General features: G+C 56.0%; 12 protein-coding genes. 3 read left to right on the top strand and 9 right to left on the bottom strand.

Translation table 11 applies throughout. From position 1 onward, the window contains the following. Positions 1–52 precede the first annotated feature (52 nt). The 8 genes from ACAF76_RS18270 to ACAF76_RS18305 all read right to left on the bottom strand — a co-directional run bounded on the left by ACAF76_RS18270 (position 53) and on the right by ACAF76_RS18305 (position 9,737). Positions 53–1,126: a CamS family sex pheromone protein gene (locus ACAF76_RS18270; RefSeq protein WP_421617105.1), complete on the bottom strand. Its 1,074-nt coding sequence runs from the start codon at positions 1,124–1,126 to the stop codon at positions 53–55. Positions 1,127–1,175: 49 nt separating this feature from the next. Continuing rightward, positions 1,176–2,054, bottom strand: a complete 879-nt coding sequence (locus ACAF76_RS18275; protein WP_421617106.1) for a WD40/YVTN/BNR-like repeat-containing protein — start codon at positions 2,052–2,054, stop codon at positions 1,176–1,178. A 46-nt stretch (positions 2,055–2,100) separates the two neighbouring features. Further along, entirely contained in the window at positions 2,101–4,113 is a 2,013-nt protein-coding gene (ligA, locus tag ACAF76_RS18280) for an NAD-dependent DNA ligase LigA (protein ID WP_421617107.1), read from the bottom strand. 36 nt (positions 4,114–4,149) lie between these two features. After that, positions 4,150–6,483 carry a DNA helicase PcrA gene (pcrA, locus tag ACAF76_RS18285; protein WP_421617108.1) on the bottom strand — a complete coding sequence of 778 codons (2,334 nt, stop codon included), beginning with the start codon at positions 6,481–6,483 and terminating at the stop codon, positions 4,150–4,152. Between the two features lie 117 nt (positions 6,484–6,600). Further along, a complete protein-coding gene (locus ACAF76_RS18290) occupies positions 6,601–7,413 on the bottom strand; it encodes a VanW family protein (RefSeq protein ID WP_421617109.1) in 813 nt (270 codons plus the stop codon). Positions 7,414–7,580: 167 nt separating this feature from the next. Further along, the gene (locus tag ACAF76_RS18295) at positions 7,581–8,267 is read right to left on the bottom strand and encodes a heptaprenylglyceryl phosphate synthase (protein ID WP_421617110.1); all 687 of its coding nucleotides are present in this window, start codon (positions 8,265–8,267) and stop codon (positions 7,581–7,583) included. 15 nt (positions 8,268–8,282) lie between these two features. Continuing rightward, positions 8,283–8,573, bottom strand: a complete 291-nt coding sequence (locus tag ACAF76_RS18300; RefSeq protein WP_421617111.1) for a YerC/YecD family TrpR-related protein — start codon at positions 8,571–8,573, stop codon at positions 8,283–8,285. 108 nt (positions 8,574–8,681) lie between these two features. Continuing rightward, on the bottom strand, positions 8,682–9,737 hold the full coding sequence (locus tag ACAF76_RS18305) for a DUF3048 domain-containing protein (protein WP_421617112.1): 1,056 nt from the start codon (positions 9,735–9,737) through the stop codon (positions 8,682–8,684). 176 nt (positions 9,738–9,913) lie between these two features. On the opposite strand from ACAF76_RS18305, the gene ACAF76_RS18310 reads away from it, so the two are divergent. The 3 genes from ACAF76_RS18310 to ACAF76_RS18320 all read left to right on the top strand — a co-directional run bounded on the left by ACAF76_RS18310 (position 9,914) and on the right by ACAF76_RS18320 (position 12,588). Further along, positions 9,914–10,621: a response regulator transcription factor gene (locus ACAF76_RS18310; RefSeq protein WP_421617113.1), complete on the top strand. Its 708-nt coding sequence runs from the start codon at positions 9,914–9,916 to the stop codon at positions 10,619–10,621. Next, positions 10,618–12,018, top strand: coding sequence for a sensor histidine kinase (locus ACAF76_RS18315; protein ID WP_421617114.1), 1,401 nt, complete (start codon positions 10,618–10,620; stop codon positions 12,016–12,018). The genes ACAF76_RS18310 and ACAF76_RS18315 overlap by 4 nt, the downstream gene beginning before the upstream one ends. A gap of 186 nt (positions 12,019–12,204) precedes the next feature. Further along, entirely contained in the window at positions 12,205–12,588 is a 384-nt protein-coding gene (locus ACAF76_RS18320) for a RidA family protein (RefSeq protein WP_421617115.1), read from the top strand. A gap of 3 nt (positions 12,589–12,591) precedes the next feature. On the opposite strand, the gene ACAF76_RS18325 is transcribed toward ACAF76_RS18320, so the two are convergent. Continuing rightward, a complete protein-coding gene (locus tag ACAF76_RS18325; protein WP_421617116.1) occupies positions 12,592–13,377 on the bottom strand; it encodes a GNAT family N-acetyltransferase in 786 nt (261 codons plus the stop codon). Positions 13,378–13,388 lie beyond the last annotated feature (11 nt).

A 13,388-nucleotide genomic window follows, 5' to 3' on the forward strand; every position in this document is an offset into this window, starting at 1 on the left:
AAAAAGCCTGCTCGCTTCCCTTTCGGAAAACGGACAGGCTTTCTGCGTATCGTTACTGGCGATAGAGGTGCATATACGGCTCGCCTGAAACCGGACGAACATAGACTGCCAGCGGTTTGTTCATCGTCTGCACGTACAAATTGATGTGGACGTTTTTGTCGAAAAGCTGGTCAATCTGGTTCGCCGTGTACTGGGTAAATTGCAGCACCTCGGTGCGTGAATCGTATTCCGCGATAGCCGTGATCGTCAGCTCCGTGAGATTGCCTCCCATGTACCGTCCCAAACCGGTCACACCGATAAACTCCCCGAAAAACAACTGCGTCTGATCGATAAGCTTGCCGAACTGAAGCGATTGCTGCGGATATTGTTTCTCGGCATTGGAACTCGGGAAGAGCAGATACTCTTCATCGATAGGCTGCCATTGGGAGATCGCTGCTTCGTTGGCATTGACCTTACCCGACATGATGAAATTGCCCGGCACCAGCGTGGAATTGGCATCCGGCACCTGGTACAAGAAAATCAGCATGGGGATTTCCGGATTGTCGACACGCACGGACTGGACGATCTGCGCCGCCAGCTGCTTCCCGCGATCCTGCAGTTCTTCTCTGGAAAATACCTTGTTTTGACCCGTGCCATCCTTATACACCGGGGAGAGCGAAAGGCCCAGCACCATTCCGGCCAGCTGCTGGCTCTCCTTTTCCATGTAGTTGTGCTCCAGGACGTGGACCAGCATTCCCGTTTTCCGCTGCCCGTCTGCTGTCGCGCCCTCTTTTTCCTGGGCGATCCAGTCCTGCACCTGCTTTTTCTGGATCTGCTGCCCTTCCCGAAACAAGTATTTGTCCGTCGGAAACGTGTCCCGCGAAAAGTCCATCATACCCAACTCCAGATGGGCGAAGTCGATACGAAAACGGGTTTCTTTCAGCATCCCCCTGGTCTGGTTTGGCATGTACGGCAAAGCGCTGCTGTAGTAATCCTCCGAGACCTCGATCACCGGCGACAGGGATGGCGTCGCCGGCTCCACGACGTCATTCTCGCCGCCCCCTGGCAAAAACGAGCAGCCTGTTGCCGCTACTGTGAGAATCCCTGCAACAGCCAGTCTGCATCGCTTCCAAAACTTCACGTTCATAATAACTCCTTCTATCCCGAATTGGTCGGTGGGTCTTGTTTTGACCCAATCAATTCCATTTTCTCCATTTCTGGTCGACCAGCGTGTAAATCATAGCCGACTCTCCTATCCCGATCCAACGCGTCTCGCCCACTCCAGGGGCGACGACAATCAGCTTTTCCGGCGCCTTGGCGGTAAGCAACTGCCACGTACCGTCCACCTTTTCGTAAACACCCTGTTCCGTCGCTACCGCCAGCACGCCCGTGCGTCTGTCGACAGACAGTGAATATGTTTGTTCCGCCTCTGGCACGACCTCTGTCTTCCACTCGCCGTCTTCATAGTAAAACAAGCTAAATTGAGCAGCCACGTAAAGTCGGTTTTCCAAGGGATTGTAGTCCATGGCGTACACTTCTTGATCCATTTGCACCCACTTGCTCCAGCTCTCGCCGTCATCAGTAGAATGGTAAAGCCCTTCGCCGGAAACAAAAGCAACCAGGTGAAGCGAGCCTTCATCCTCAAACCAGGCCATGCAGCGAATCAGTGCCGGATCGGGCAAGCCTTCGCCAATCGCAGTCCAGCTCCTGCCACCGTCGCTCGAACGCATTACCCCCGTCTGTCCGGCCACGAAAATTTCCTGTGGGTTGCCTGGATCAGTGAACCACTCTACCACGTCCTGGTATTCCAGATCAGAAGCGACAAGCCCCCAGCTTTCGCCGTCCGCAGACTGGTACAAGCCGGCGTGGGTTCCGACCCAGACGATCTGCTGTTCCGTCATGCCCAGGTTGTTCACCATGCCCCCTCGCTCCAGGACCTCCTGATAGCTCAGGTCCCCCACAAAAGGCACTCGTCCTTCCGAACCTGACGGATTGGTATTCTGTCCGCTCATGCTGCAGCCAGTCAAACCTGCCGCGACGAGCAAGGCGACTCCGCAACGCAGGAAGACATTCATGTTTTAACACGTCCCTTTCTTCCCCGTCTATGTGGCTACCTGTGCTCTAGTTGTTGTCCAGGATTTCCCTGAATCCGGCTTCATCGATGACTGCCACACCCAACTTTTCTGCTTTTTCCAATTTGGAGCCTGCCTTCTCTCCGGCAATCACCAAATCGGTCTTTTTGCTGACGCTTCCCGTCACCTTGCCGCCAAGGCGGGCAATCGCCTCTTCGGCTTCCTGACGGGTCATTTGCGCGAGCGTACCGGTCAGGACGATCGTCTTGCCGGCAAACGGCAGATCCGCCCCGCTCTCCACGCGAATTCCCTTGTAGGTCATGTTGACGCCTGCATCCCGCAGTCTTTCGATGACCGCCTGAGCTTGCGGCTGACGGAAGTAGTTGACCAGGCTCGCTGCCATCTTCGGTCCGATCTCGTCAATTTGCGTCAGTTCTTCTTCATTGGCTTGCATGATCGCATCCATATCGCCAAAATGCTCAGCCAAAACGCGCGCCGCCTTCGCCCCGACCAGGCGGATTCCCAGCCCGAACAGCAGCCGCTCCAAGGAATTTTCCTTGCTCGCTTCGATCGCGGCCAGCAGGTTGTCAACCGATTTTTCTCCCATTCGCTCCATGCCCAGCAGCTCGTCGCGCTGCAAGTGCAGGTAGTACAGGTCAGCCACACTGCGGACGATGTCCTGGTTGAACAGTTGGGCTACGACTTTTTCCCCGAGCCCTTCGATGTTCATCGCGGTACGGGAGACGAAGTGGATGATCCCCTCGCGGATTTGCGCCGGGCACATCGGATTGATGCAGCGCAGCGCCACTTCTTCCTCCACCCGGACCAGCTCGCTGCCACATTCCGGGCAGTGGGTCGGCATGGAAAACGGCGTCTCTGCCCCGGTCCGCCGCTCTGGCAGGACGGCCACGATCTCAGGGATAATGTCACCGGCTTTTTTCACGACGACGTGGTCGCCGAGCAGCAATCCTTTCTCCCGAATGATGTCTTCATTGTGCAGCGATGCCCGCTTCACGGTCGTTCCCGCCAGGCTGACAGGCTTGAGAATCGCCGTGGGCGTAACCGTTCCCGTGCGTCCTACCGAGACTTCGATGCCTTCGAGAATCGTGATCGCTTCTTCGGCAGGGAATTTGTAGGCGATCGCCCAGCGCGGGCTCTTTGCCGTAAAGCCCAGCTCCTGCTGCTGCGCGTAGCTGTCCACCTTGATTACCATGCCGTCGATCTCATACGGCAAGCTCGGCCGTTTTTCAATCCAGCCGTCGATAAAGGCAATCACGTCCTCGATGTCGGAGAACACACGGCGCTCCTTGTTGACGTGGAAGCCGAGCGATTCCAGCAAGGCCAGACCTTCGCTGTGCGATTCCACCCGCATGCCTTGCAGGTCGCCGATCGAGTAGATGAACGTGTCCAGCTGGCGCGAAGCAGCAATTTTCGGATCGAGCTGGCGCAGCGATCCGGCTGCCGAGTTGCGCGGATTGGCAAACAGCGGTTCACCGCGTTCCTCCCGCTCCTTGTTCAGCTTTTCAAAGGCGGGCTTGGGCATATAGGCTTCGCCTCTTGCCTCCAGCGTCAGCGGCTCGCTCAAGCGCAGCGGAATCGAGCGGATCGTACGAAGGTTTTGCGTGATGTCCTCGCCTGTCGTTCCGTCGCCGCGCGTCGCTCCCTTGACGAACAAGCCGTTTTCGTAGTGGAGCGAGACTGCCAGCCCGTCGATTTTCAGTTCGCACACATAGCGCACGGTCTGTGACCCTACCGCCTGTCGCACGCGCCGGTCAAAGTCGCGCAGGTCGTCCTCGTTGAACGCGTTGCCCAGGCTGAGCATCGGCGTTTTGTGTACCACCTTTTCAAAGAAAGGCAACGGCTCTCCGCCGACACGCTGGGTAGGGGAATCCGGCTGGGCCAGATCGGGAAAAAGACCCTCCAGCTCCAACAGCTCGCGCATCAACTGATCGTATTCCGCATCTGTAATCTCCGGCCGATCCTCTACGTAATACAGATAGTTATGACGTTCAATCTGCTTTGTCAATTCTGCGATTCGCGTTTCCGCCGTCAATCGATCCATGTTATCCGTCCATCCTTTGCAAACGTATACGTTCTGTTACCCGCGCTCAATCGGGGCAAACTTGGCCAGCAGCTTTTTGATGCCGACCGGGCTTGGAAAGGCGATGTCCAGCTCCATATTGTCACCCTCGCCTTTTACTTTGACGACCGTGCCAATGCCCCATTTCCCATGTTTTACTTTTTCCCCTACTTTCCAGTCAATACCCGCTCCCCCGCCATGACCCTGCAAGCGGGTCCCGGCTTGCTGCGCCGGACGGGAAAACGGTGAAGCTGCCGCCCCGCCAGTCCGGGAAGCTGTCGCGCCCGTGCCGTTGCGGGAAAAACCGCCGGATGCAGCAGGCGCACCAAACGACCGATATCCGCCGTCGCGCTGTCCAAAAGCGCCGCCCCCCTGTCCAAAGCTGCGCTCCTCCTGCACGTTTCCTACCAGCAGCTCCGCAGGAATCTCCTGCAAAAAGCGCGATGGCGCATTGACGTTGGTCCGGCCAAACAGCGTGCGCATCCGCGCCGAAGTGAGGTAGAGCCGCTCCTCTGCCCGGGTAATGCCCACGTACGCGAGACGACGCTCCTCCTCCATCTCCGTTTCGTCGAACAGGGAGCGGCTGTGCGGAAACACGCCTTCTTCCATGCCGACGAGAAAGACGACCGGAAACTCCAGACCTTTGGCACTGTGCAAGGTCATCAGCACGACCTGTCCTTCCGCAGAATCTTCCTCCGGCTTCTCTTCTTCGCCGAGCGAATCAATGTCCGCGATCAACGCCAGATCTGTGAGGAAGGCAAGCAGGCTCTTGTCTTCGTTTTTGCGTTCAAATTCCTGCGTCACCGACAGAAACTCCTCGATGTTCTCCAGACGCGCCTGAGCCTCCAGCGTCTTTTCCGTCTTGAGCGATTCACGGTAGCCTGTGCGGGTCAGCACCTCTTCGACCAGTTCGGTCACACTCAGGTAGTCGGTCATCTGCATCAGATTGGAGATCAGGTCGTTGAAGGCGAGAATCGCGTTGGTCGTGCGCGCAGGCAAGCCCATGTAGCCGACTTCCTGAATGGCTGCGAAAAGCGATTGGCCGTGCGCGGTAGCGTACGCTTGCAGCTTGTCTACGGTCGTATCGCCGATATTTCGCTTCGGCACGTTGATGATGCGCATCAGGCTGATGTCGTCATCCGGGTTGGAGATCAGCCGCAGATAGGCGAGAATGTCCTTGATCTCCTTGCGATCATAGAACTTCGTCCCGCCGACGATCGTGTAGGGAATGTTGGACTTGATCAGCACTTCCTCGACGACGCGGGACTGCGCATTGGTCCGGTACAGGACGGCAAATTTGTCGTAGCGCTTGTAATGCGCCATCTGCTGGCGGATCGTATCGGCGACAAAGTACGCTTCCTCGTGTTCGGAGTCAGCCTGGAAGCAGGTGATTTTCTCTCCCTGCTGCTTGTCTGTCCACAGCTTTTTCTCCTTGCGCAGCTTGTTGTTGGCGATCACCTGGTTGGCTGCCTGCAAGATCGTTTTGGTGGAGCGGTAGTTTTGCTCCAGCTTGATCATTTTGGCTTCCGGGTAGTCTTTTTCAAAGTTGAGGATGATGGAGATGTCCGCACCGCGCCACTTGTAAATGCTCTGGTCGGCATCCCCCACGCAGCACAGGTTGCGGGATTTGTCCGCCAAAAGCGAGATCAGCTTGTACTGTGCCCGGTTCGTATCCTGATACTCGTCGACGTGAATGTAGCGGAATTTTTTCTGGTAAAATTCCAGCACTTCCGGCACTTCCTGAAACAGGCGAATCGTCGTCATAATCAGGTCGTCGAAATCAAGCGACTGGTTGCTTTTCAGTTTTTTCTGGTACGCCTCGTACACCTTGGCCACGACCTGGTCAAACGGATCACCGGCGAGTCTGGCGTAGGCAGCCGGATCAGTGAGCTCGTTCTTCGCTCCGCTGATGTTGGACAAAATCGCCCGCGGCTCGTATTTTTTCGGGTCGATATTCAGATCCTTCAGGCACTGCTTGACGACCGAAAGCTGATCCCCGGCGTCCAGGATGGAAAAGTTCCGGCTGATGCCCAAGCGATCGATGTCCCGGCGCAAAATGCGTACACACAGCGAGTGGAAGGTAGAAATCCACGTATCCTGCGCCGCAACGCCTCCAATCATGTTCGCGACGCGGTTTTGCATCTCGCGGGCCGCCTTGTTTGTAAAGGTGATCGCCAAGATGCTCCAGGGAGCGACCTGCTTGGCGCTGATCAAATAGGCAATGCGCTGCGTCAGCACTTTGGTCTTGCCACTGCCCGCCCCGGCCAGAATCAATACGGGTCCTTCCGTCGTCAGCACTGCCTCCCGCTGCTGCGGGTTCAGGCCCGCGGTAATTTGCTCTACAAACGACATATGTATGAATCCACCTTTCCGCGTTCAAACGAAGCATATGTTCCTATTTTCGCACAGAATGAAGTGGAGTTCCAGTTGCAAACGAAAGCAGGAAGAATCACCCTGCATGAGCGGCGATCAGACGGTCGCGGATTGCGGAGGCAGAAGCGGCTCGTACATCAGCATCGCCTGGTTGTCCGTCACCCACTCCTCCTGCAGCCACTCGCCTTCCAGACTGTACACCTGCCGATACAGCCGGTTTCTGCGTTCATATCCGCCCCAGATGGCAGGCTGGAGTACATGATCCTTTTCCGTGATCGCATAGCGGCGGGTAGCGGGCATAGCGGAGCGCCATTCCCCCACCAGATGCGTATCAGTCAGGTACAGATGGAGCTGGTATTCCTGCTTTGTCTCATTTTTGATCTGCAAGTCCAGGTAGTTGAAAAAGCAGGTTGCGCCGCTGCCAAAAGGCTGTGTCCGATTCGCGTCGGGAAAGACGTCATAGCTGTGACGATGCCGTTCGGTGACGGTAAGCGGTGTATGCAGCGTCATCCAGTACACGAGGTTGGAAAGCTGGCAAAGCCCTCCTCCCACTCCCGAGGTCACACACCCGTGGGACAGCACCATCCCGGGCAGATAGCCTTTGCGCCGGGTCGGTTTGCCGATCTGCTTCCAGTAGGAGAGTGTCTCGCCCGGGAGAATGACGACGCCATCCAACTGCCTGACAGCCAGCCGCAGATTGTGCACCTTGTTGTGCTGCATCCACATCTCCACGTTTTGCAGGCGGCGAAGCAGCGGAGTCTGATGGCGAAAGTGGACATGCTCGAGAAGCTGTTTTCTTTTTGTGCGGGCATAGCGTTTGCCGGGCCATGACCACTCTATGTACCGTTTCAGGCGGTAGTAGCAGATCCCCAAAGCCAAGCGCAACCTTCCTCTATGGACCGGTTTCACCTGTGACCATCCCTCCGTGCCTTTTTGCTGATTTCCTATTATAAACGTACGAAAAGGCTGTTTCGTTGCATGCATTTTTCGAGTGCGGCATTTTGAATGTCTCCCGATGAAAACGGACGAGAAAAACAGGAAAGGCGAGATACCCGCCAAAGGGCACTCGCCTTTTTCTATCCTTTCACCGCCGCCACTGTCGCCAGGGCAGCCTTCACATCTTCGTATACCAGATTGCCAACGACCACCGTATCGGCAATCGCGGCCATTTCCGCAGCCTGTTCAGGCGTGCGAATACCCCCGCCGTAAAAGAAGTGGGCCTCCGCTGCTCCCGCCTTGCAAGCGCGCGCCACCTCGGGATCGCCGTACGTGCCGCTGTATTCCAGATAGACGACCGGCAGACGGCAAATATGCGTCGCCACCTGCGCGTACGCTTTTGCCGTAGCGGCATCGGGGATCGGGCGGGCTTTGGTCAAGCGGGCAACCCCTGCTTCGGGATTGGCCACGAGGTACCCTTCCGCGATGATCTCGTCCCAATGGATGTAGGAGCCGTATGCCAACAGACCGGACACATGCGGGGCAAATGTCCAGTCAGGATCGCCGGCATTGAGCACAAGCGGGACAAAATACGCGTCGAAGCCGGGGACGACTGCCTCCAGCGAGGAAATCTCCAGCACGGCATCGACGGCGTAGCGGCGAATTCGCGACATCAGCGCCAGCGTGTTGTCAAAGGTGACGCCGTACGTGCCGCCTACGATGATCGCGTCCGTACCCGAATCACAGATCGCTTCGAGCGCCTCGTCGTCGATTTCTTTATCCGGGTCGAGTTTAAACGTATGGCGCCAGCCACGATAATCAATCAAAACAATGCTGCCTCCCTATTTTCCGATCCGCTCCAGCGCCATTTGGTAGCCGTCGTTGCCGTAGTTCAGGCAGCGCTTGACCCGCGAAATGGTGGCCGTACTCGCTCCCGTCTCGGCCTCGATCTGGTTGTAGGTAAATCCTTTCCGCAGCATGCGTGCCACTTCCAGACGCTGTGCGAGCGATTGCATTTCGTTCACTGTGCAAAGATCGTCAAAAAATTGATAGCATTCGTCAATCGTTTCCAAAGACAAGATGGCTTCAAAAAGCTGTTCGATTCCCTTGCCCTTTAATTTTTCCAATTGCACTCCGGTTCACCTCGTTTTTAACATGCTTTCTCAGTTTCTCACTGTGAAATTTTCATGCGTTAAAGCCCTACTCACATCTTAGAAGAAACAGGAGTGCTCCGCAAGTATTTATTCATATTTCACATGTTGATCCAGCCCCTGGGAATTGGGCACGATCTCTACCCATGTCTGTCCGGGCAAAAGCGGCAGCTCCTCGGTCAATTGCTCGTCCTTGTACGCCCGAATCACGCCATTGCTGCGCTTCCACTTGATCTTTTGCACCTTGCCCTGCTGAAAGAGATAGCCGTCTCCCGGACCTGCGACATCCACCTCGCGCCTTCCTTCGCTGTCCACGACGCGGTGACGCGAAGCGATGACGAGCAGATTGGTTGCGGAAAGCTGCTTGTTGTCGGCCAGGTCAAAATGCGGGTCGCCATTGGTAAAGCGCAAATATTTCTTTTCCTCGGAATCGTATTGAAACATCGCTTTGTTCAAGGAATGAAACGTAATCTCGATCTTGGTCGCCGGGTCCCCATCCGAAATCACGGCGTCCTCCGGCAAAAAGCGGAGCTGGATCGGCTCGCTCGTCTCGCGCATGTTTTTGTCTGCGATCGCCTGCTCGAGCAGTTCGTATTTGGTGTAGAGATTATGAGGCGCCTTGCGGAACTGTTCGCGCCAGAAATACTTTCCGTTTGGAATCTCGTCCAGGTGGCTGTATCTGGAGCGGGACAAGGTCGCCAGCGCATCCGGGCTTCCCCCGGAGTGAATGAGCACGGCCTCAAAACCGGAGCCAAGCTCGATAAAATAAGAACGTATGCTGCGCACCGGTCCGATGACTTCCGGCTTCTGGCTTTGGAAAACCGTCAGAAAGCGGGTCATTTCCCCTTCCGCCAGCACTTCGTAGACGATGTCCGCCTGGTTGATCCCGGACTGCGGGCGGGCTTGCGGCGCGTTGTTGATCATCACCATCACCGGGCGCTGATCAGGCGATGTGTGGCTGCCAAGGCCGGTAAGCGGAGCAGTGTAGGGAAATGTCGGTGTTTTGCCGCCTGGCGTTTCCACGGTAGGAGCGGGAGGCGGGTCGGGTGTCGGGTCGGGCTCGTTTTCCACTGGCTTGCCGGTGCAGGCTGTGAGGAGTGCCAAGGTCACGAGCAAGACCAGGAATGATGGGAGATATCGTTGCATGAAATCGCTCCTTCCAGTTGTTCTCTACTTCTTTTTCACCACTATGGGACGTAATCCTGCTTCCACACGTTTTCCACGATTCTCTTACGACCCTCCCACACATCCTTATTTTCGCTGTGCTACAATGGAAGAATGGCAGGTGTAAAGCATTTTTGACCAAAGCGAGGGATCTAACCATGGACACTCCCTACCTCGTCTATCTCGTGGACGATGAAGCCAACCTCTTGCAGTTGCTGCAATCGTATCTGGAGAGCGCAGGTCTGCAAGTACGGTCTTTTGCGAACGGAAGCGAAGTCGTCGCCGTGCTGGACGAACCCGCGCAGCCCCACTTGTGGATTCTCGACATCATGCTGCCGGATATCGACGGATACGAGCTGCTGCGCCTGATCCGTCAGAAATCGGATGTGCCGATCATCTTTATCTCGGCCCGCGACCAGGACGTGGACAAAATACTCGGCCTGGAGCTGGGCAGTGACGACTACCTGGCCAAACCGTTTTTGCCGAGGGAACTGGTCATCCGCGCGAAAAAGCTGCTGCAGCGCACCTATGAAAAAACCGGACCGATTCCCGTCACAAGCCCGACCCAGAGCTATCAGGACTGGGTCAGCATCGGCCCGTACATGATCTCGGAAAAAGGCCGTCTGGTGAAAGAAGGGGACCAGCTCATCGATCTGACTACAAAGGAATTTGACCTCATTCTCTACCTCCTGCACAACCAGGGCATGGCCCTTCACCGCGAGCAAATCCTCACCTCGATCTGGGGCGAGGACTACATCGGTTCCGATCGGGCGGTCGACGATCTGGTCAAGCGCATCCGCAAAAAAATGAGCAAATTTCCGCTGGAGACCGTGTACGGCTTCGGCTATCGGCTGACGCGCGTATGAACAGATTCCGCCTGAAACATTTGCCGCTCTCCCGGCAGATTCTCATCCTGTTTATGATTTTGACCAGCATACTGGGCTTGGGTCTTGGCATCGGCTATCCGTTCGCCGTCAAGCAGTACCTCGTCTCCAACACCTACGCGCTGCTGGAGGACGAGCTGATTTCCCTGTCCGAACATATTACGTTCAACGAAAACCGCGAGTTACTCCCGGTGCCTGCAGCAGCGCCGTACTTTTTGCAACTGCTGCTCTCCCGCTACGAGTACTCCTTCAATATGATCGTTTTTTCGGAAAACGGCAGCTACCTGGGCGGCCGAAGCAACGAACGCATCTCGCCCCAGGACAGCATCGCGCTGTACCGGCAGGCTGCCTCCCATCCGAGCGAATCCATTTTGCACGGCTCTCTGGACCGCAGTCACGGGAACTTTCTGTTCGTCAGCAAAAAGATGGATTACCACGGCTTTCCCTACTATCTCGTGCTGTTTAGCAGAGAGCAGGAGCTCAACCAGATCAACTGGATTTTGACCCGCCAGTTTCTGATCATTTTCAGCCTGCTGCTGGTGGTGAGCTGGCTGATCGCCGTCTGGTTCAGCGGCTACCTGAGCAAACCGCTGCGCGTGCTGGAAGAGCTGTGCAAAAAAATCGCCCGCCGCCAGTTCGACATCTCGCTGACAATGGACCGCAACGATGAGATCGGGCAGCTCGCCAAATCGTTTGATTCGATGAAAAATCAACTGAAGGATTACGATGAGTCGCAGCGGCATTTTATCCAGAACATCTCCCACGAGCTGAAGACGCCGATCATGGCGATTCAGGGCTATACCCAGGGCTTGATCGAGGGCGTGTTCCAGGGACCGCAAGCGGAAAAAGGGCTGGAAGTAATCATGGAGGAGAGCAAGCGCCTGGAAAAAGTGGTGGGGCAACTGCTGTATATTACCAAGATCGAATCGGTTGCGCAGATGATGCAGGTGGGCCGCGTCGATGTGAGCGAGATGTTCCGGTTGCTCAAGCAGCGCCTCTCCGTGCTCAGTCCAGACGTCGAATGGGAGCTCTTTCTGCCTGAGACACTGGTCGTGGAAGCGGATGGCGAACAGTTGAGCACGGCTTTTGTCAACATCCTGGAAAACCAGCTTCGCTACGCCAAGAGCCGGCTGACGATCACGGGCAAACAGGAGAGAGAGCATGTCGTCGTGACCATTTGCAACGACGGCCCTCCCATCGAAGAGTCGCTGCTGCCGCAGTTGTTCCAGCGTTTTCGCAAGGGCAAGTCAGGCAAGCACGGCCTCGGACTCGCCATCTCCCGCGCCGTTTTCGAAGCGCATGGCGGCACGATTGTCGCCAGCAACCTGCCGGACGGGCCTTGCTTTACGATGACCATTCCACGCAAGGCAAAACGGTAATCTCGCCAGATGTCTACGAAACAAGCCCCCTTTCCTTTCGCTTGCTACGTGAAAGGGAGGGGGCTTTTGATTATCGCTGTCGGACGTACACCCAATCCATGACTTTCCTGCAATTGTAAAACGGAACACCCTCCGCTATACTCAATATTATTTTCTGAAAAGTCAAGAAAACAGGAAGGAAATCGAATGACCAGAAAACAGGTATTCACCGGATCGCCATGGGAGCCGGTTGTCGGCTATTGCCGTGCCATTCGGGTCGGGAACCGGATCGAAGTGGCAGGAACGACCGCGATGAAGGACGGTGAAGTAGTCGGTGTAGGCGATCCCTACGAGCAGACCAAATGTATTTTGCAAACGATTGAAAAGGCGCTTGGGGAACTCGGGGCCGATTTGACGCACGTCGTCAGAACCCGCATGTTTGTCACGGACATCTCGCAGTGGGAAGAAATCGGGAGAGCCCATGGCGAATTTTTCCGGGATATTCAGCCTGTGGCAAGCATGGTCGAGGTCAAGGCGCTGATCGACCCGAGGCTGTTGGTCGAAATCGAAGCGGAAGCGATCGTTGAGTAGAAGCTACAAGCCAAAGGTGACAAACGAGTAGCGCTCCACTTCAGCAAAACCGAGCTTGCGATAGACGTGGATCGCTGCGGAGTTGTCCGCAAATACGCATAAGTAGACAGCAGGTGCTCGTTCCAAGGCAAGCCGGCAAATATCCGACGTAATTTGGCTGCCCAGCCCTTTTTTCTGATGTGCGACCGCTGTGCCGATGTTGCCGATTTCCACAAATTCCTCCGTAAAGACGTGGAACCCTGCCAGAGCGACCGGCTCTGTGTCCGCATACAGCGCCAGATGCGGCATCGTGACCAGCTCCTCCGGTTGAAAGCTGACCATCCCGATCTGCACAGCCAATTTTGCTGCGGCGGCTGCCTCCTGCTCCGTCACCAACCGAGAGCCCCCCGGTGGCAACAGACGCTGTGTGTCGGTCAGCTTCATCAAAAGCATCGTCTGCTTTGACTCGATCGCGGGAATGTTGAGCCTTCGCACCAGCTTCTCCGCCACGGTAACAACGCCCTGTGCCGTCCCCGCAGGCGGAAAGGGCAGCTCCTGGCGAAACCGCTCCACCATATCCGCGAAGTCGTATTCATCCTCCTCCGCGAACAGATGACACGTAAAGGCATGAAACGGCATTCCTTTCAGATAGGAGCCGATGACCCGAGGCCTATGCTCGTCCGCCATTTCCACGAGCGTCAGGCATCGGTGCGGCCGTACAAAAAGATTTCCGTACAGGACGTAGGCTTCTTCCAGTGGAAGATAAGTTTTCAACGATTCATATCCGGCATCGAGATTTCCTATGTGCATTACGTCACCTC

Source organism: Brevibacillus sp. TJ4 (assembly GCF_044627595.2).
GTDB lineage: Bacteria > Bacillota > Bacilli > Brevibacillales > Brevibacillaceae > Brevibacillus.